Here is an 18,131-nt window from a genome sequence, read left to right on the forward strand (position 1 = left end):
AGCGCGAGCGCGGTTCAGATCGGTTCCGGACGCCCGTTGACCAGCACGTGCGAACAGATCTGCGCTTCGGCGCTGTCGTCGGGGTTCATCTGGGCCACTGCTACCCAGCCCTCCGCCCGAAGCGCAGCGGCCTTTTGCGGCAGAGTACCAATCGGCAGGAAAAGGCGGCGGCGTTCCCCTTGAGCAAGGCCGGCGTCGATCAGCGGATCGATATAAGCCGAAAAGCCCACAGCGGGTTCCTCGCCAATCCGGTAGCTCCCGCCGCGGCCAATCTCGCCGGACGCGTGGCCGGAGAATAGCGAAAAACCAAACCAGCTTTGATATTCAAAGCCATGGAGTTCGGTAGGATCCAGCGTGACACGCACGTCCGCCGGTACGGAATCGGCAATCGCGGCAATCGCATCAAGCCGCTCCTTCAGTCGTCCGTCGGCGTCAAATGCGCGCATCCTGTCCAGCGCCTCGGGGAGCGGACCGGCAGCAGCGATCAGGGGTGCAAATTCGGCTGGTACCGCGCCCGCATCCTTCGCGTCGAGCGCTGCCTTTAACGCGGCAACATCACCCTGCGGTGCCAATGTGTCGATCAGGTCAGGCATGGTGAGGTCGAGTGTCAATTCCTTCGCCCCGGCAGCCTTCAGCCCTTCCAGCGCGACCTGCACAACTTCGCTTGCCGCTGCGACCGAGTCGAGCCCGATGAGCTCAGCGCCAACCTGCATCATCTCGCGTTCGGGCCGTAGTTGCGTGGCACGCAGCTTGACCACCGGGCCGCCATAGGAGAGGCGCACAGGGCGCGGATGGTGACCCATGCGCGTAGTGGCAATGCGGCCGATCTGGCCGGTTATGTCGGAACGTACAGCCATCGTCTCACCCGAAACCGGATCAACAAAGCGCAGCAAATCTCGCGCCGACGTGCCAAGGCTGCCCGTCAGGCTGCTTTCAAACTCGGCAAGCGGAGCCTGCACACGTTCATAGCCGAAACTGGCGGCGGTATCGAGAATGGCCCGCACCAGCCGTGCGGAGGCATCAGCCTCGGGTGGCAGGCGGTCACGAAAACCGGTGGGAAGCAGGCTGTTGGTCATGCGGAAAGCGGTGGCGTTTCGAACACAAGGTTTCAAGCGAAAACACACTTGCCACCCTCGGCTTGATCAGGGGACCATGGTCCGGCGTTACCGAAAACCGGCATTCCAGACCATGGATCCCTGCATGCGCGGGAATGGCAAGCTTAAGCGGACCTCAAAATTTGAGCGCCATCGCGCGTTTCACGCCAGGCAGATTGTGAATTGTCTCAAGAACGGTGGCCGGCACCGGCGTATCGACCGAAAGCAGCAGAATGGCAACGCCGCCCGCTTCCTGCCGGCCGAGATGGAAGGTACCGATATTGATATCGGCTTCACCCAATGTGGTTCCCAGACGGCCGATGAAACCGGGCGCATCCTGATTGACGATGTAGAGCATATGCCCTTCAAGATCGGCTTCGACCTTTACGCCAAACAGTTCGACCAGCCGCGGCGTGCCATTGCTGAAAATCGTGCCTGCAACCGAACGCTCTCCGACATCGGTTTTCACCGATACGCGCAATAATGTGTGGTAATCGCCTTCGCGGTCATGGCGCACTTCGCGTATGTCCATGCCGCGTTCCTTTGCGAGATAGGGCGCGTTGACCATGTTCACCGCGTCCGAAAAACGACGCATGAAGCCCGAAAGCACCGCAGCCGTGATCGGCTTGATGTTCAGTTCTGCCGCAGCGCCTTCAACTTCGACGCTGACCTGCGTCAGATCGCCATGCGACAACTGGCCGATCAACGACCCCAATTGTTGCGCCAACGCCATATAGGGGCGCAGCTTCGGGGCTTCCTCGGCCGAAAGACTCGGCATGTTCAAAGCATTGGTTACGCCGCCGCTGACCAGATAGTCGGCCATCTGCTCTGCCACCTGCAGCGCCACATTCACCTGCGCTTCGTTGGTCGATGCGCCCAGATGCGGGGTACAGATGAAATTGGGCGTACCAAACAAAGGCGAATCCTTGGCAGGCTCCGTCTGGAACACGTCGAGCGCCGCACCTGCAACCTGACCGCTGTCGAGCGCGTCCTTGAGCGCGGCTTCATCGACAAGGCCGCCACGCGCACAGTTGATAATCCGCACGCCTTTCTTGCACTTGGCAATATTCTCACGGCTCAGGATGTTGCGCGTCTGGTCCGTCAGCGGCGTGTGCAGCGTGATGAAATCGGCCTTCGCAAACAGCGTATCGAGATCGGCCTTTTCGACGCCCATTTCAATCGCCCGTTCGGGCGTCAGGAACGGGTCGAAAGCCACCACCTTCATCTTGAGACCAAGGGCACGGCTGGCAACGATGCTGCCGATATTCCCGGCGCCGATCAGGCCCAGGGTCTTGCCGGTCACTTCAACACCCATGAAGTCGTTTTTCGGCCATTTGCCGGCTTGCGTCTGGGTGTTCGCCTCCGGGATCTGGCGTGCGAGCGCAAACATGAGCGCAATCGCATGTTCGGCGGTCGTGATCGAATTGCCGAACGGCGTGTTCATCACGACTACGCCTTTTGCCGAGGCTGCAGGGATATCGACATTGTCGACGCCGATCCCAGCGCGGCCTACAACCTTCAGATTGGGCGCGGCATCCAGGATTTCCTGCGTCACTTTGGTTGAGCTGCGGATCGCAAGACCGTCATATTGGCCGATGATCGCTTTCAGTTCTTCAGGGGTCTTGCCAGTGATTTCATCGACTTCGCAGCCACGCTCGCGAAAAATCACGGCAGCGTTCGGGTCCATCTTGTCGGAAATGAGTACGCGGGGTTTGGTCATTACATTGTTCCCTTTACGTCGCCCCTGACAAAGCAGGGGCCGTTGGAGATGTGTTTATCGGGTGCGGCGTAAGGCGGCTGCGGCCCCGGCCTAGGCCGGGGCGACGGCTCACGCATTCAGAGTTGCAAACGCCCAGTCGAGCCAAGGTGCAAGGGCCTCGATATCAGCTGTATCGACGGTCGCGCCGCACCAGATGCGCAGGCCCGGGGGGGCATCGCGATATCCGGCGATATCATAGGCCGCACCTTCGGCTTCCAGTAGACCGGCAAATTTCTTGATGAAATCGGCATCGGCGCCTTCGATCGACAGGCAGACGCTGGTTTTCGAACGAATGCCGCTGTCGACAGCCAGATGGTTCAACCAGACACGGTCTGCAACGATCTTGTCGAGCGCATGGGCGTTGGCATCGCTGCGCGCCTTCAGGCCTGAAAGACCGCCAATGGATTGCGCCCATTCCAATGCGAAAATGGCATCTTCAACTGCCAGCATCGAGGGTGTGTTGATAGTTTCACCCTTGAATATACCCTCAGCCAGCGCGCCTTTCGACATCAGGCGGAACAGCTTGGGAAGCGGCCATGCGGGGGTATATTCCTCCAACCGCTGCACAGCGCGGGGACCGAGGATCAGAACGCCATGCCCGCCCTCTCCGCCCAGCACTTTCTGCCAACTGAAAGTGGCGACGTCGATCTTGTCCCAGGGAATGTCATAGGCAAAAACCGCACTGGTTGCGTCGGCAAAGGACAGGCCTTCGCGGTCATCGGGAATCCATTCACCGTCCGGTACGCGCACACCACTGGTGGTGCCATTCCAGGTGAAAAGAACATCGTCATTCCAGTCGACCTTCGACAGGTCGGGAAGCTGGCCATAATCCGCGCGATGCACCTTGGGCTCAAGCTTCAACTGCTTGACTGCATCGGTGACCCAGCCTTCTCCGAAGCTTTCCCATGCAAGCGCAGTCACGCCGCGCGCGCCAAGCATCGTCCACATCGCCATTTCAAAGGCACCGGTATCCGATCCCGGTACGATACCGATGCGATGGGTTTCCGGAAGGTCGAGCATCTCGCGCATCAGATCGATGCAATATTGCAGGCGCGTCTTGCCGATCTTGGCACGATGTGAACGGCCAAGCGATTCGGTTTTCAGTTTTTCGGAGGTCCAACCCGGCGGCTTTGCGCAGGGACCGGAAGAAAAATAGGGGCGCGCCGGTTTGGCGGCTGGTTTACTCGTCATGTCATTCTCTCCTTGCAGAGAGCTCGCGCGGCGTTGGGACCGCGTGGCCCGGAGCCGCGTTTAGGCGCAGCCCCGGGAATGTCAACGACTGTTTAGTAACCTTGCTTGCGGAACAGCACCTCGCCGCGGCGCGCGACATAAAGCTTTTCTAGCGTGACCGGGTGGAAATAGGCCTCGACGCGATCGCCTTCGGGAGTAGTGCCATATACTTCATAGCAACCGCCATCGACCTTGGACTTGCGGACAGTCCAACCTTCCTTGACGAGCTTTGCCTTGAGCGCGTCCTGCGACTTCCAACTGGCCTGCGGCGTCGGCTTGCACTTGATTGCGCCCGTGGCAGAGGCGGGCGATGTCGGAACGAGGGCAATAATGGCGCCGGCAAGCGCGAGGGGCAGCAGATTACGCATATTCATACTCCTTGGGGTGTCAGGGGGATAAGTGGTTTTTTGATAAAGCGGGCCAACAGCACAAGGCCCAGCGGCACGAAATGCGCCAAGGCAGCGGTGTAGCTGTTATGCACCCAGATCCAGTGCAGCAATGTCAGGACGGCGGCCGGATAGACAAGCCGTTGCAGTTTTTTCCATCCTGCCCGCAGCAAACGCATCGACCTGTCATTACTGGTCAGTGCAAGCGGCAGCATGAGAAGGAAGGCGGCCCATCCGGTCCAGATACCCGGCGCCAGCCACTCGGCAAGGATATCGTCCAGATTACCCATGTCGATCAGGTAAAAGACCAGATGCAGAACCGCATAGATAAAGGCGGCAACACCAATGGCACGGCGGCGGACAACCAGCCATTGCAGCCATTTCTGCGCGCCCAAAAGCGAAACGAGCGGAGACAGGATCATCGCGAAGATCATCAGCCGCGCCGACCATTCTCCGGTGGGGTGGATCATGTCCATCATGTCGATCCGGCCCAGCGAAAATTCAAACAGCAGCGCCAATGCCGGCAGACCCAGCACTATCCAGAACAGAATCCTATTATTGATAATCGTTCTCATTAGCGCATCGCTAACCCGCTCCCGCCTTGCGATCAAGCCTTTTTCGGCATTTACCATTTGTTAACCAAGAATAGTGCAGGAATGCCGTCATGTCGCGTAGCATCGCCATTCTTTTGCTCGCCCTTTTGGTCACCGCTTGCGGCGGCCGTTCAGATCGCGAAACGGTCCGGCGCGACAATGATGCTTTCCGCACTGACTTGTCCCGACAGTGCCTTGCATCATTGAAAGCGGCAGAAGTGCGTTTCACGCCGCTTCCAAACCAGAACTTCGCCGGTGGATGCCGCACGATCGACACGATCAAGCTCATGTCCTTTTCGCCCGAAGCGACCAATTTGGGTCCAATGACCTGCCCTTTGGCTGCCAACTTCGCGGCCTGGGCAAAACATGCTGTCCGCCCCGCCGCCCAAGCCTATCTGGGCAGTGAGGTCGTGCGGATCGAAACCATGGGAACCTATAACTGCCGCAACGTCAATGGCGGCCGCAGCGGCAAGCTTTCCGAACATGCTTTTGGCAATGCCGTGGACATTTCCGCCTTCATATTGCGCGACGGCCGGCGCGTTTCTGTGCTGAACGGATGGAACGGCCGCAGTGACGAACGCGCATTTCTGCGTCGTTTGCATCAATCCGCCTGCAAGCGCTTTGGCACGGTATTGGGGCCCGATTATAACAGCGCGCATGCCAACCATTTTCATTTCGACATGGCGCAATCCATGAATGATGGCAGTGCTTATTGTCGATGACAGGGTGGATATTGCCAACCAAAGCGCTTATCTCAACCAAAATGACACAAAAAGATTTGCAAGATCGCCGCTTCTACAAAGCGAAACAAGAAGCCAAGTTTGCCAAAGACCTAACGCCGGAAACTCCGCAAACCCTCAGTAAATCCTACAAGCTGGCATTTCAGGACAGTGAATTTCTGCTCCGCGAAGAATTGAGGCCGGTGCGCTTTCAGCTCGAGTTGCTGAAACCCGAAATGCTTCTGGATGAAGCGGCTGTTGCCTCCACCCTCGTGATTTACGGGTCCGCCCGCATCCCCGCGCCCGATGCTGTTGATGCACTTTTCGTCAACGCGACCGATGACCGCGAACGGACCATCGCAGAGCGCATGAAGGAAAAGTCACAATATTATGAAGAGGCCCGAAAATTAGCCCAATTGGCGAGCAGCAGCCACATCAAGGACGAAGATGGCAAACGCCATTTCGTAGTCTGTTCCGGCGGAGGGCCGTCAATCATGGAAGCTGCAAATCGCGGCGCGCGCGATGTGGGCGCAGACACGATCGGGCTAAACATCGTCCTGCCGCACGAACAGGCACCCAATGAATATGTGACTCCGGACCTCAGCTTCCGTTTCCACTATTTTGCGCTGCGTAAGATGCACTTCCTGTTGCGCGCCCGCGCCGTCGCGGTCTTCCCGGGCGGATTTGGCACCTTTGACGAATTTTTCGAACTGCTGACACTGGTCCAGACTGGCAAGATCGAACCGATGCCGATCCTGCTGTTTGGCAAGCAGTTCTGGGAACGGGTGGTGAATTTTGAGGAATTGATGCTTGAAGGGGTGATCAGCCCCAAGGATCTTGACCTTTTCCAGATGGTCGAAACCGCCGAACAAGCGTGGGCCGAAATCGTAGCGTTTTACGATCTGGAGGAATGCGACTGATCGCAATCAATACCCTCCCCCATAAGGGAGGGGGCAACGCTTATTTTTGCGCGGCCAAATAATCGATCAAGATTTTGCGCTCTTCGGCATTGTTGATGCCGGCAAATGCCATCTTCGTCCCCGGAATCGCCTTACGCGGATTTTCCAGATACGCATCGAGCGTAGCAGCATCCCATACGCCGCCATGCGTCTTCATCGCCACGGAGTAATTATAGCCGTCTGCGGAACCGACTGCCTTGCCGACAATGCCGTGCAGGTTCGGGCCAACACCATGCAGTGCGTCCTTCTGAACCTTGTGACAGGCGGCGCATTTGGCGAAGCTCTTTTCACCCGCCATTGCTGTCGACGCAGCAGGATCGGCGCCGGCGGTTGCCGACGCACCGCCTTCAGGCGCTGCGGCTTCCTGCTGACCGCCACCGCCACAGGCCGCAAGAGCCAGTGTGAGTGCGACGACCGTCAGCCGGACCTTCATTTCGCGGGAGCCTCTGCAGCAGCGGGAGCGGCAGCAGCAGCCTCGGCTTCACCCTCGGCAGGAGCAGCGGCAGCCTCACCTTCAGCAGGTGCAGCAGCCGGCGGCGGCGGGAGTGGCAGGTTCGAGCCCTGCGCGTTCAGATACAGCAAGAGTGACGCGCGCTCTTCAGGATTGCCGAGGCCGGCAAAGCTCATCTTGGTGCCGGGGGCATATTTTTTGGGGTTGGCCAACCACCTGTCCATATTTTCCCAGTCCCACATGCCGGGTGCCTTCAGCAACGCTTCGGAGTAAGCGAAACCGGCAATATGACCATGCTTCTGTCCCATGACAGCGTAGAGGTTGGGACCGATGCCATTGGCACCGCCTTGATTGATTGTATGGCAGGCCATGCACTTCTTATAAATGGCTTCGCCTTTCGCTATGTCGGCAGAGGCGAGCAAAGTGGCCAAAGGCACGGCAGCTTCACCGCCGCCTTCACCGCTCTCGACGCCCTGGATCACATAACCCTGCTTGCCCTCACCGGGCACATCGCCGTGGATGATCTTGCCGAACAGGATGGAACCACCGAGTGCCACGATGCCCGCTGCCAGCACCCAACCTGCGATGGTATTGTTGCGATCTGCCATATGAGAATTACCCTGATTTTCCGATATGGGCCCCGCGAAAAGCGGCCCTGATTGATTCCCTCGCTCCTCTAGTGCGCCAACCCCGCGCGTGCAATAGGCCAAATCCCGCTTGCCCGCCTGTTATTGCTCGCCTATCGGCCTGCCATATCATGGAAAGCTATCCAAAGAGCGCTCTCAACCTTGTCCGCGAAATGACGGCAGAGGCAATTGCAACCCCGGCGCGCGCAGTTGCGTTTCAGGGTGCGCCAGGGGCAAACTCGCATCTAGCGGCACTTGAAGTTGATCCGGATTGCCTTCCCTTACCCTGTTTTTCGTTCGAGGACGCCATTGACGCAGTGAAGGAAGGCCGCGCTGATCGCGCTGTCATCCCCATTGAAAACTCGCTGCATGGCCGCGTTGCCGACATCCATTTCCTGCTGCCGGAAAGCGGGCTTTCGATCATAGGCGAGCATTTCATGCGGATACGCCACTGCCTTCTGGCTAAAAGTGCGGATGCCAAACTCACCACAGCGATGAGCCATCCGCAAGCGCTGGGCCAATGCCGCCATTATCTTCGGGCAAAGGGGATCACGCCTATTGCCTATGCCGACACAGCTGCGGCCGCCGCCTTTGTTGCCGACGGCGATGATCTGGGCGCTTCGGCTGTCGCTCCGCCCATCGCGGCCGAATTATATGGCTTGCACATGATCGAGCATGGCATCGAGGACGATGATCGCAATACCACCCGTTTTGTTGTGCTATCGCGCGACGCCGCTGTACCAGATCAAGATGCGGGCCAGTTGATGACGACATTCATCTTTGAGGTGAAGAACATTCCCGCCGCACTCTATAAAGCAATGGGCGGCTTTGCGACCAACGGCATCAATATGACCAAGCTGGAGAGCTATCAGAATGGCGCGAGCTTTTCTGCAACCGAATTCTTCGCGGATATCGAAGGTGCGCCCGGGGACCCAGCGGTTGACCGCGCGCTTGATGAATTGCGTTTCCATTGCAACAAGGTTCGCCTGTTAGGCACCTATCCGCAGGCCCGCAAAAGGGGCTAGGCCACCAATTCGTCCGCCTTTGTCTGCGCCTTTTCCGGTTCGGCAAAGGCCATCACCGGCTTCCCGACCATCTCATGCGGCTCAGGAAAACCGGCAGGGCGATTCTTGTCGCGTTTCTGGACGTTCCAGACCAGCCCCATCTTGCCCAGCGTTTCGATCGTCCAGCCGTTGAAATCCAGTTCCCACCAGCCGACCCGATTGGAGGCCGCGCGGGGCTGTGCGTGATGGTTATTGTGCCAGCCATCGCCCAGTGTGAGGATGGTGATGAACCAGTTGTTCGTGGCCTTGCCCACATCATGATAGCGGCGATAGCCGAAATAATGCGCAAGGCTGTTGGTGCCCATCACCCCGTTCAGGAAAATGAAGGTGCGTAAAAACCCGCCGATCAGCACGGTGCCGACGACATGTTCCGGTCCGCCAAAGGCAAGTGCCCATGCAGCGGGCAGAAGGACCAGTGAGAAGGCAACCCAGAACCAGCGGGTGCGATGACAGAACTCTACGACGGGATCGCCGACCAGACCCTTACCATAAAGACGCATGTCGGTGTGGGCATTATCCCATAACCAGCCGAGATGCGAAATCAGCAATCCCTTGAACGGGCCCATCCGCCTACCATGGCCGTCAACATGCGGGCTGTGCAAATCGCCCACTTCATCGGAAAAGGCATGGTGCCGCCTGTGGTCGGCGGCCCATTTCTTGACAGACCCCTGACAGGCCATTTGCCCGCAAATGCCGATCAGATAGCGCATCCACAGGGATGTTTCGAAGGAGCGGTGTGTGAAATAGCGGTGAAAACCGCAGGACAACCCATAATTGATGATCAGATAGCCGGAAATGAAGGCCGACCATTCCACCCACCCGCTTGGGTTTGTGAACAGCCACCAGACCGCCGCCAAGGCACCTCCAACCTGCAAGATCGCAAGAATGCTATATTCAAGCTGTTTGGATCGCGCAGTAGGGCCGCCAATCAATACGCCCGGATGGGGCTGCCCCTTGTCGGCAAGTTCCCACTGCCGATCAGTCGGATAAAGTCCCGTGGTGCCTTTCGGCATGAGCAAACCCCCCATTTGAGACGCCACCAACGTCTAAAGTGCTATACAAGCAGCGCTTTTGTCAATCCTATTCACATATGACGACGGTCGAACCGATATTGACTGAGATGGCAAGCTGTATTATACAGATAATACACATGGAGGTAAGGCTTGTGAAAAAATGGATCGCTATTCTCCCGCTAGCGCTCTGCCTGGCAGCATGCAGCGGATCGGATGAACCGGAACAGGGCACGTCGTTAAACGTCGACGCCACGACCGAAACAGGTTCGACAGTCGAGATTTCCGCCGATGGAAAAACAGGGAATGTCGGCGTCAAGGTTCCCGGCTTCGATGCCAATATCCGCCTGCCCAAAAAGCTGCTCAACGACAGTGATTTCGACATTGACGGGGTGAAGCTCTATCCTGGATCGACGGTCGAAACCGTCAATATTGCTGCCCATGAAAAGGGGGACAAGCGGCAATCCGATGTACGCGTCGGCTTCACATCACCTGCCGAACCGGCGAAGGTGGCCGGCTGGCTGCGCGAACAATTTGCCAAGCAGTCGATCCCGGTTTCAGGCGATGCGGCAAGCCTTTCGGGCAAGACGAAAGACGGCGAAACCTTTACAATCGACCTGGAACCGTCGGACAACGGCAAGACCAGCGGGACGGTGAATATCCGCGAATGATCAGTTGGCGCCTGGCTGTTGCGTCACGCGCAACAAATTGACGTCATAACCCAAGGTCGCGGCCCGCTGCTTCATCGCATCAAGCGCAGCCTCGCCCGGTTTTGGCTGGCGATGCAGCAGCCACAAATAGCGCCCGCTCGGCTCTCCAACGATCGCCCAGCTATAGTCATCAGCCCGGTCGAGTACCCAATAATCGCCATAAAATGGGCCAAAAAAGGAAACGCGCAATTTGGCATTGCCCGATCCTTCGACGATTTTGGCCTTGCCTGTCGCGCTCGTCAGCTTTCCGCCAAGGCCGTTCTTGCGACAGCTGTTGAGAACCTTGATCTGCCCGGGGCCAGACAGGCTGTAATCCGCCGTCACGCCTTCGCAGCCTTTTTGAAAGCCGGCCTCATAGCGGGCAAGTTCGTACCAGCGACCGAGATAGCGATCGAGGTCGACTGCCTTGGCAGGCTGCGGCACGGCCGTGTTGCCGACTGGCCCAGCCTCCAGCGTTGAACAGGCAGCGAGAGGCAAGGCAAGGAGCAGAAACGCGAGGATTTTTTTCATCATGGCACAACCTGCGCCGCCACCATAGGTTCCGCGATAGCGGATTTATCCCTAATGGGCCGCGCCCCAGCTCGGCCCTGTCCCGATCTCGACACCCAGCGGGACGGTCAGTTTGACCAGCGGTTCGGCAGCATTGGACATCACCGTTTCAATCAGCTTGCGCGCAGCAGGCACATCGCCTTCAGGCAGTTCAAACACCAGTTCATCATGCACCTGCAAAAGCATCTTTACATTGGGAAGGCCTGCTTCGATCAGCGCCGGCCCCATTCGCACCATCGCCCGCTTGATAATGTCGGCGCTTGTTCCCTGAATCGGAGCGTTGATCGCCGCGCGCTCGCTGCCCTGCCGTTCGGCCTGGTTCGGCGACGTGATCCGCGGGAACCAGCATTTGCGACCAAACAAGGTCGTCGTGAAGCCGTTTTCCTTCACGTCGGCCAGTGTTTCCTGGATATAGGCGCTGATTCCGGGGAAGCGGGCGAAATAGGCGTCGATCAATTGCTGCGCCTCTTCGGGCGTCGATTCCAACCTTTTGGCAAGGCCCCAGCGCGAAATGCCATAAAGGATCGAAAAGTTGATCGTCTTTGCCCGGCCGCGCGTGTCACGATTGACCTCTCCAAACAATTCGCGCGCGGTACGGGCGTGGATGTCCTCGCCTTCGGCAAAGGCTTCGCGCAATGGCCCGACATCAGCGATATGCGCCGCCAGCCGCAATTCGATCTGGCTATAGTCAGCCGACAGAATGACATTTCCCGGCTCGGCGACAAAGGCGTCGCGGATCTGCCGACCCATTTCGGTGCGGATCGGAATATTCTGCAAATTGGGGTCGGTCGACGAAAGGCGACCGGTCTGCGCGCCGACCAGACTGTAGCTAGTGTGCACGCGCCCGGTGCGCGCGTTAATCTGTTCCTGCAGCGCATCGGTATAAGTCGAGCGCAGCTTCGATAGCTGCCGCCATTCGAGCACTTTGCCGGCAATCGTCACCCCCTGCCCTGCCAGATCTTCGAGCACGGTGACATCGGTAGAATATTGCCCTGACTTTCCTTTCTTGCCGCCCTTCAGTCCCATTTTATCAAACAGGATCGCTCCCAGCTGCACCGGGCTGCCAATCGAAAAGGGCTGGCCGGCAAGCTCGTGAATTTCCTTTTCGAGCGCCGCACCCTGATCAGCAAATTCACCTGAAAGCCGGGCCAACACCGTCTTGTCGACCTTGATACCGGCACATTCCATCGCCGACAGTATCGGCACCAGCGGCCTGTCGACCATTTCATACACCTTTGTGACCTTTTCTGGCGCCAGCCGCAATTTGAAATGGTGCCAAAGGCGCAAGGTGACATCGGCGTCCTCGGCCGCATAACGTGTGGCCTCGACCAAGGGCACTTCGGCAAATCCGATTTGGCTTTTGCCGGTGCCAGTGAGCGATTTGTAGGTGATCGGTTTGTGGCCGAGATAGAGTTCGGACAATTCGTCCATACCATGGCCCTGCCGCCCGGCGTCGAGCGCGAAGCTCATCGCCATGGTATCGTCGAAAGGTGCGATGGTGATGCCATGCTGGCGGAGCACCGACATATCATATTTGAGATTCTGCCCGACCTTCAGGACGCTTTCGTCCTGCAACAGCGGTTTCAGCCGCGCCAAAGCGGCTTCGGTCGGGATCTGATCCGGACGCTCTGCAAACATATCCGTCCCGCCATGGCCAAGCGGGACATAGCATGCCTTGCCAGGTGCGGTTGCCAGACTGAACCCAATCAGCCGCGCGGTTACGGCCTGCAAACTGTCGGTTTCGGTATCAAAACCGACCATACCGGCACTGCTGGCCTCTGCAATCCAATGATCCAGCCGTTCGATCGTGGTGACGCATTCATAGGCATCAAGATCCATCGGCGGCATTGCCATAGGAGATGCAGCCTTGCCCGCTTCGGGCGCGGCGACGGCGCCATTGCTGCTGCGCTCCATTTTCGGCTGACCCGCAATCGCCTTATTGGCAGCAGCCGTATCGCTGGTTTTTCCGATACGGTTCAACAACCCTCGAAAGCCATGCTCCTCCAGAAAGGGACGCAAGGGGCCTTCGGGGATCGGGCGCAATTCCAAATCGTCCAATGCAATGGGCAAGGGACAATCGTCTTTCAGCGTCACCAATATCTTCGAAAGCCGCGCCATGTCGGCTTGCTCGACCAGATTGTCGCGCATTTTCGAAGGCTTCATCGATGACGCAGCGGCCAAGGCACTTTCCAGATCGCCATATTCGGTGATCAGCTTGGATGCCGTTTTCGGGCCAATCCCTGCGATACCCGGAACATTATCCGCAGTGTCACCCATCAGCGCCAATACGTCACCGACCTTTTCAGGACCAACGCCGAACTTCTCCATCACCTCGTCGCGACCGATGCGCTTGTCTTTCATCGTGTCGAACATGTCGACGCGATCACCAATCAACTGCATCAGATCCTTGTCTGACGAGATGATAGTTACGTCCCATCCCTGTGCGCGCGCTTCCTTTGTATAGCTGGCGATCATGTCATCCGCCTCAACATCGGGTTCCTCGATCATCGGCAGCGAGAAAGCACGTGTCGCATCGCGGATCAGCGGGAATTGCGGACGCAGGTCTTCAGGCGCTTCGGGACGGTTCGCCTTATATTTGTCATAGATCTCGTTGCGGAAACTGGTGCCGGACTTGTCCAATATCACCGCCATGTGCGTCGGCCCGTCGGCCGCATGCAGGTCGTTCGCCAGTTTCCACAGCATGTTGGAATAGCCGGCGACCGCGCCCACGGGCACGCCTTGCGGATTGGTTAGCGGCGGCAGGCTGTAATAGGCCCGAAAAATATAGGCGGAACCATCGACCAGATAAAGATGCTTGTGATCAGACATGCAGGTCGGATAGCAGCGAGACAGAGCGAAGTCTCGCCAAATTGAACCGGAAGAACCGGCTATATAGGCAAAGACAGCTGCATCAGCGGCCGGGCCCCGCGATCAATCCGCACAAGCTTTGGCCGACCCTGCGCCATGAACTGCCACGGACCCACACGGAAAATCATGATGTGGCCGACGACCTGCGATTGCATGCGTTTGTGCGAGAGCAGCGATGGCAGATTATAATCTGCAATCCAGCTCATCGACCATTGCCGGCCATGGGCGTGCAGCCAGTCTGCAGTTCCCGCCCACAATGCCGAAAATCCTCGACCCAGCCTATGCTCTGGCGGTATCCAAAGGCCGGTATCCCAGGCGGCAGCCTCTGGCACTGCAAAGCGCAAATGCACCATGATCTCGTCAAAGGGCCCGGGCCCGAGCCAATTGGCCCCGACGCATTCATCCTTGGAATTAAAAGCAACCAGACATTTCATGCCTTGGGCGAACCAACGCTCCTGCTCTTCCTTGCGCACATTGATCGGCAGGTCACCAAGCTGATCAAGCGACATATTCTCCACCCGGTAACCGCGCGGCATTTTGGGCATGCCTGTCACCGGCACAGCAACCAGCGTGTATCGGCTGTAACCAATCAGCCCTGTCTTGGCGACGAGCCGCGCCGCGCCATAAGACAGCAGCCCAGCAAGGCCCAGCAACTGCAAAGTGGTGATGGCTGACAATTTCTACTCCATTCGGTTATCGCGAAATACAACCAAAGTAGGAAAGAAATAGTGAAAGCCCGGATGGCCAAATAGACGGATTAAGGGGCCTCCTCGCCCCAAACCCGGCTGGCTTCAATATATCCGATGCGACCTGTGATATCGAGGCGGCACCAGCCCTTTTGGCAATCGTCGATTTTGCCGATCACGCCTTTTTCTACGCGCCAGGATATGCGCGCCGTTCCCGACGGGGCATCACGCAATTCCGAAATGCCCGGCGCAATCACGATGGCCGTGCGCGTCGGGCTTAACAGACGGACATGCATCCAACCCTGATCGCCATCCGGATCTTCGACCTTTCGCCAGACTTCGTGCACAGAGATCACCTTCACGGGCAAATCCTGACGCTTATACACCCATTTCACAGGAAATTCCGTACTGGGGCCAGTGCGCATACGCGCCTCCGGTTCCTCGATCGAGGCCCAGTAAGGCGTCTTGCGCACGGTCTGAGCTGCAACGGCTGATGCTGCCAGCGTCAATGCTCCGAGTATGAGCAATTTTACATTATTTTTCATAATATTGGACCGCCTGTATCCAACCCCCAAGCCCCCTATAGTGTAAGCGGCATCGACAGTTCAAGACCGATGTCTTGACGCCCGCGCGTGAAGCGCCCTAGGGATTGCTGCATGACCCAATTCCAACGCATCGAACGTCCCCGCGTCGCCGTTACCCGCAAATTGCTTCCCCAGATTGAAGCGCGGATGAACGAATTGTTCGATTGCCGCTTCAATGCAGAGGATCGGCCGCTTTCAGCAGACGAAATTGCCGCATTGATGCAGGATGCAGATGTGCTGGTACCTACCGTAACCGACCGCATCGACGTTGCCCTTATAGAACGGGCACCACCCTCGCTTCGGCTCTTCGCCAATTTCGGCGCAGGCGTGAACCATATCGATCTTGCCGCTGCAAAGGCGAAGGGAATTCTTGTCACTAACACCCCGGGGGTGTTTACAGAGGATACGGCCGACCTCACCATGGCCTTGATCCTCAACGTTCCGCGCCGGCTGGGCGAAGGGCACAGGCTGATGCGGTCTGGCGAATGGCAAGGCTGGACGCCGACGGGCATGCTGGGCCACCGGATCGGCGGCAAAACACTGGGGATTATCGGGTTCGGGCGGATCGGAGAAGCCGTTGCGGTACGCGCCCGTGCCTTTGGCATGAACATCCTCTACAACAAGCGGCACCGCCTGCCCGCCAGCGTCGAAGAGGAACTCGGCATTGCTTTCGAGCCCGACCTGGATCGGCTTGTTGCGCGCGCAGACATCGTAACGCTGCATTGCCCGCTGACAGCGGAAACCAACCGGATCATGAACCGGCAGCGCATCGGCTTGATGAAACGGGACGGCTATCTGATCAACAGCTCGCGTGGCGAACTGGTTGACGACGATGCATTGATCGAAGCGCTTCAGCGCGGACGGATCGCGGGTGCGGGCCTCGATGTCTATAACCACGAACCCGCAATCGACCCGCGCTTCCTTTCAATCCCCAATGCCGTGCTTTTGCCGCACCTTGGCAGCGCCACTTATGAAGGGCGCGAGGCATCGGGCGAGAAGGTGATCGCCAATATCCGGATATTCAGCGACGGTCACAGGCCGCCCGATCAGGTACTCGATGGTTGGGCATGAACAGATGGCCAATATCGCCAATGCAGTCATTTAAGGTTTGAACACAGCAATTTGCTGGCTTAGACGACGACGTTCGCGGAGCGTTTTACGGGGGAAAAGAAGTCATGCGTCACGCAATCAAGGCTACAGCAATTTTTACGGCACTGGCACTTGCCGACCCGGCGCTCGCGCAGGAAGTGGTGGCAGAGGCCGCACCCGATAGCGGCGATACAGCCTGGGTGCTCACCGCATCCGCGCTGGTGCTGATGATGACGATCCCTGGCCTTGCGCTGTTTTATGGCGGATTGGTTCGCGCCAAAAATTTCCTCTCCGTGCTCATCCAATGCGGTGCGATTGCGGCGATCACGTCGCTGATCTGGATTGTTGTGGGTTACAGCCTCGCTTTTTCAACAACCGGTGGTTCGGTGATCGGCAACCTGCAGAATGTCATGTTCTCGAACATGTTCGCGATGCGCGACGGGCAGACAATCGGCGAACTGGTGTTCGGCCTGTTCCAGATGACCTTTGCGATCATCACCCCTGCCCTGATCGTTGGCGCATGGGTGGAACGGGCCCGCTTTGGCTGGGTCGTTGCGTTCAGCGCGCTCTGGTCGCTGCTGGTCTATGTGCCCGTCACGCGCTGGGTCTGGGGCAACGGCTTTCTTGCCGAACAGGGCGTGATCGATTTTGCCGGCGGCATCGTGGTCCACACCACGGCAGGCGTTTCCGCACTGGTAATCGCGCTGATGCTGGGCAAACGGATCGGCTTTCCCAAGACGCTGATGCTCCCGCATAGCCCCGCCTTGACGGTCGCTGGCGCTGGATTGCTCTGGGTCGGCTGGTTCGGGTTCAACGGCGGATCGGCGCTCGCAGCAAATGACGATGGTGCGGCAACCGCGATTATCGTCACTCATCTGGCCGCGTCGGTCGCTGCCCTTGTCTGGCTGCTGCTGGAAAAGATGAAAGTCGGCAAGGCAACTGCCGTCGGCTTTGCCACTGGCGCGATTGCGGGGCTGGCGACGATCACTCCGGCAGCTGGCTCCGTCGGGCCTTTGGGCGCGGTCATCTTGGGTGCGTTGGCCGGGCTTGTCTGCTTTTACGCGGTCCATTTTGTTAAGGGTCGACTGCAGATCGATGACTCGCTGGATGTGTTCGCCGTCCATGGTGTCGGCGGGATCATCGGATCGATATTGCTCGCCATTTTGGCAGCCCCGTCGTTTGGCGGCAACGGCTATGCCGAAGGCATGAGCATGGGCAGCCAGCTTTGGGCGCAGATCAAGGGCGTAGGCATTGTCGGCGTCTATTCCGCGGTCGTGACGCTGATCGTAGGCTATATGGTGTCGATGATCTTCCCGATGCGGGTCAGCGAAGAGGAAGAGCGCGATGGCCTCGACATTTCGAGCCATGGCGAACGCGCCTGGGACCTTGATTAACCCCGCATCAGCGTAAGCGAACGGAAGACGCTGCGGTCAAGCCGGCTGTCGAAACGACAGCCGAGCTTCCCATCGCGATGCCATATGACCGAAGCCCGGATCATCTCGCCAGCGGGGAGGCGCAGCGAGAGGCGGTCCCCTTCTACAAAATTGTCGGCGATTGCGAGGCGGCAGCCGTAAACCGATATATCTTCCAGCTCGGCCGTGATCGGTTTCCGGCCAGCACGGCTGACGCTCGCGCCTTTGACCAGTACCGATTGACGCGGAACGGCACGCTGCTCAAGCCGAGCAGGCTCGACGCGTCGATACGCTGTTGTTGCTAAACCCATGAAATGGCCCTCGCGGAGAGCCTTTGTATAG

19 protein-coding genes are annotated in these 18,131 nt (G+C 58.3%); 6 read left to right on the top strand and 13 right to left on the bottom strand.

From position 1 onward, the window contains the following. Nucleotides 1-14: 14 nt before the first annotated feature. The 5 genes from RSE16_12880 to RSE16_12900 all read right to left on the bottom strand — a co-directional run bounded on the left by RSE16_12880 (nt 15) and on the right by RSE16_12900 (nt 5,044). The gene (locus RSE16_12880; protein ID WRH75586.1) at nt 15-1,076 is read right to left on the bottom strand and encodes an ATP phosphoribosyltransferase regulatory subunit; all 1,062 of its coding nucleotides are present in this window, start codon (nt 1,074-1,076) and stop codon (nt 15-17) included. 154 nt (nt 1,077-1,230) lie between these two features. After that, nucleotides 1,231-2,814, bottom strand: coding sequence for a phosphoglycerate dehydrogenase (gene serA / locus RSE16_12885; GenBank protein WRH75587.1), 1,584 nt, complete (start codon nt 2,812-2,814; stop codon nt 1,231-1,233). A 108-nt stretch (nt 2,815-2,922) separates the two neighbouring features. Further along, the gene (locus tag RSE16_12890) at nt 2,923-4,044 is read right to left on the bottom strand and encodes a phosphoserine transaminase (protein ID WRH75588.1); all 1,122 of its coding nucleotides are present in this window, start codon (nt 4,042-4,044) and stop codon (nt 2,923-2,925) included. Between the two features lie 92 nt (nt 4,045-4,136). Beyond that, complete coding sequence (locus RSE16_12895; GenBank protein ID WRH75589.1) at nt 4,137-4,451, bottom strand: PepSY domain-containing protein; 315 nt, start codon at nt 4,449-4,451, stop codon at nt 4,137-4,139. Nucleotides 4,452-4,453: 2 nt separating this feature from the next. Then, on the bottom strand, nt 4,454-5,044 hold the full coding sequence (locus RSE16_12900; protein WRH75590.1) for a ferric reductase-like transmembrane domain-containing protein: 591 nt from the start codon (nt 5,042-5,044) through the stop codon (nt 4,454-4,456). Nucleotides 5,045-5,133: 89 nt separating this feature from the next. Here RSE16_12900 and RSE16_12905 point away from each other — a divergent pair, with 89 nt between their 5' ends. Together RSE16_12905 and RSE16_12910 are read left to right on the top strand one after the other, a co-directional pair. Beyond that, nucleotides 5,134-5,784, top strand: a complete 651-nt coding sequence (locus RSE16_12905) for an extensin family protein (protein WRH75591.1) — start codon at nt 5,134-5,136, stop codon at nt 5,782-5,784. A 41-nt stretch (nt 5,785-5,825) separates the two neighbouring features. Then, nucleotides 5,826-6,701 (top strand): LOG family protein, encoded by an 876-nt coding sequence (locus RSE16_12910; GenBank protein WRH75592.1) that lies wholly within the window; start codon nt 5,826-5,828, stop codon nt 6,699-6,701. Between the two features lie 40 nt (nt 6,702-6,741). On the opposite strand, the gene RSE16_12915 is transcribed toward RSE16_12910, so the two are convergent. Then, nucleotides 6,742-7,173, bottom strand: a complete 432-nt coding sequence (locus RSE16_12915) for a cytochrome c family protein (protein ID WRH75593.1) — start codon at nt 7,171-7,173, stop codon at nt 6,742-6,744. Beyond that, nucleotides 7,170-7,799, bottom strand: a complete 630-nt coding sequence (locus RSE16_12920) for a cytochrome c family protein (protein WRH75594.1) — start codon at nt 7,797-7,799, stop codon at nt 7,170-7,172. Before RSE16_12920 ends, RSE16_12915 begins: the two co-directional genes overlap by 4 nt. Before the next feature lie 149 nt (nt 7,800-7,948). Between RSE16_12920 and RSE16_12925 the strand changes: the two genes are divergently transcribed. Next, a complete protein-coding gene (locus tag RSE16_12925; protein ID WRH75595.1) occupies nt 7,949-8,842 on the top strand; it encodes a prephenate dehydratase in 894 nt (297 codons plus the stop codon). Here the strand turns inward: RSE16_12925 and RSE16_12930 are convergent. Then, complete coding sequence (locus RSE16_12930; GenBank protein ID WRH75596.1) at nt 8,839-9,894, bottom strand: acyl-CoA desaturase; 1,056 nt, start codon at nt 9,892-9,894, stop codon at nt 8,839-8,841. The genes RSE16_12925 and RSE16_12930 overlap by 4 nt on opposite strands. Before the next feature lie 152 nt (nt 9,895-10,046). Here RSE16_12930 and RSE16_12935 point away from each other — a divergent pair, with 152 nt between their 5' ends. Further along, the gene (locus RSE16_12935) at nt 10,047-10,562 is read left to right on the top strand and encodes a hypothetical protein (protein WRH75597.1); all 516 of its coding nucleotides are present in this window, start codon (nt 10,047-10,049) and stop codon (nt 10,560-10,562) included. On the opposite strand, the gene RSE16_12940 is transcribed toward RSE16_12935, so the two are convergent. The 4 genes from RSE16_12940 to RSE16_12955 all read right to left on the bottom strand — a co-directional run bounded on the left by RSE16_12940 (nt 10,563) and on the right by RSE16_12955 (nt 15,249). Continuing rightward, nucleotides 10,563-11,114 carry a lipocalin family protein gene (locus tag RSE16_12940; protein ID WRH75598.1) on the bottom strand — a complete coding sequence of 184 codons (552 nt, stop codon included), beginning with the start codon at nt 11,112-11,114 and terminating at the stop codon, nt 10,563-10,565. It lies immediately after the preceding gene. 48 nt (nt 11,115-11,162) lie between these two features. Next, on the bottom strand, nt 11,163-13,979 hold the full coding sequence (polA, locus tag RSE16_12945; GenBank protein ID WRH75599.1) for a DNA polymerase I: 2,817 nt from the start codon (nt 13,977-13,979) through the stop codon (nt 11,163-11,165). A gap of 59 nt (nt 13,980-14,038) precedes the next feature. Further along, a complete protein-coding gene (locus RSE16_12950) occupies nt 14,039-14,695 on the bottom strand; it encodes a hypothetical protein (protein ID WRH75600.1) in 657 nt (218 codons plus the stop codon). Nucleotides 14,696-14,775: 80 nt separating this feature from the next. Next, on the bottom strand, nt 14,776-15,249 hold the full coding sequence (locus RSE16_12955) for an SH3 domain-containing protein (GenBank protein ID WRH75601.1): 474 nt from the start codon (nt 15,247-15,249) through the stop codon (nt 14,776-14,778). A 111-nt stretch (nt 15,250-15,360) separates the two neighbouring features. Between RSE16_12955 and RSE16_12960 the strand changes: the two genes are divergently transcribed. Further along, nucleotides 15,361-16,359 (top strand): D-glycerate dehydrogenase, encoded by a 999-nt coding sequence (locus RSE16_12960; GenBank protein ID WRH75602.1) that lies wholly within the window; start codon nt 15,361-15,363, stop codon nt 16,357-16,359. Nucleotides 16,360-16,463: 104 nt separating this feature from the next. After that, nucleotides 16,464-17,771: an ammonium transporter gene (locus tag RSE16_12965; protein ID WRH75603.1), complete on the top strand. Its 1,308-nt coding sequence runs from the start codon at nt 16,464-16,466 to the stop codon at nt 17,769-17,771. Here the strand turns inward: RSE16_12965 and RSE16_12970 are convergent. Beyond that, nucleotides 17,768-18,100: a PilZ domain-containing protein gene (locus RSE16_12970; GenBank protein WRH75604.1), complete on the bottom strand. Its 333-nt coding sequence runs from the start codon at nt 18,098-18,100 to the stop codon at nt 17,768-17,770. The two genes, RSE16_12965 and RSE16_12970, sit on opposite strands and share 4 nt — an antisense overlap. Between the last annotated feature and the right edge of the window lie 31 nt (nt 18,101-18,131).

It is taken from the genome of Sphingobium sp., from assembly GCA_035196065.1.
Classification (GTDB): domain Bacteria; phylum Pseudomonadota; class Alphaproteobacteria; order Sphingomonadales; family Sphingomonadaceae; genus Sphingorhabdus_B; species Sphingorhabdus_B rara.

Excerpts from the sequence above, each read along its gene's own strand:
- RSE16_12880 (WRH75586.1), bottom strand. The coding sequence starts at position 1,076 with ATGACCAACAGCCTGCTTCCCACCGGTTTTCGTGACCGCCTGCCACCC.
- serA (WRH75587.1), bottom strand. The coding sequence starts at position 2,814 with ATGACCAAACCCCGCGTACTCATTTCCGACAAGATGGACCCGAACGCT.
- RSE16_12890 (WRH75588.1), bottom strand. The coding sequence starts at position 4,044 with ATGACGAGTAAACCAGCCGCCAAACCGGCGCGCCCCTATTTTTCTTCC.
- RSE16_12895 (WRH75589.1), bottom strand. The coding sequence starts at position 4,451 with ATGCGTAATCTGCTGCCCCTCGCGCTTGCCGGCGCCATTATTGCCCTC.
- RSE16_12900 (WRH75590.1), bottom strand. The coding sequence starts at position 5,044 with ATGAGAACGATTATCAATAATAGGATTCTGTTCTGGATAGTGCTGGGT.
- RSE16_12905 (WRH75591.1), top strand. The coding sequence starts at position 5,134 with ATGTCGCGTAGCATCGCCATTCTTTTGCTCGCCCTTTTGGTCACCGCT.
- RSE16_12910 (WRH75592.1), top strand. The coding sequence starts at position 5,826 with ATGACACAAAAAGATTTGCAAGATCGCCGCTTCTACAAAGCGAAACAA.
- RSE16_12915 (WRH75593.1), bottom strand. The coding sequence starts at position 7,173 with ATGAAGGTCCGGCTGACGGTCGTCGCACTCACACTGGCTCTTGCGGCC.
- RSE16_12920 (WRH75594.1), bottom strand. The coding sequence starts at position 7,799 with ATGGCAGATCGCAACAATACCATCGCAGGTTGGGTGCTGGCAGCGGGC.
- RSE16_12925 (WRH75595.1), top strand. The coding sequence starts at position 7,949 with ATGGAAAGCTATCCAAAGAGCGCTCTCAACCTTGTCCGCGAAATGACG.
- RSE16_12930 (WRH75596.1), bottom strand. The coding sequence starts at position 9,894 with ATGCCGAAAGGCACCACGGGACTTTATCCGACTGATCGGCAGTGGGAA.
- RSE16_12940 (WRH75598.1), bottom strand. The coding sequence starts at position 11,114 with ATGATGAAAAAAATCCTCGCGTTTCTGCTCCTTGCCTTGCCTCTCGCT.
- polA (WRH75599.1), bottom strand. The coding sequence starts at position 13,979 with ATGTCTGATCACAAGCATCTTTATCTGGTCGATGGTTCCGCCTATATT.
- RSE16_12955 (WRH75601.1), bottom strand. The coding sequence starts at position 15,249 with ATGAAAAATAATGTAAAATTGCTCATACTCGGAGCATTGACGCTGGCA.
- RSE16_12960 (WRH75602.1), top strand. The coding sequence starts at position 15,361 with ATGACCCAATTCCAACGCATCGAACGTCCCCGCGTCGCCGTTACCCGC.
- RSE16_12965 (WRH75603.1), top strand. The coding sequence starts at position 16,464 with ATGCGTCACGCAATCAAGGCTACAGCAATTTTTACGGCACTGGCACTT.
- RSE16_12970 (WRH75604.1), bottom strand. The coding sequence starts at position 18,100 with ATGGGTTTAGCAACAACAGCGTATCGACGCGTCGAGCCTGCTCGGCTT.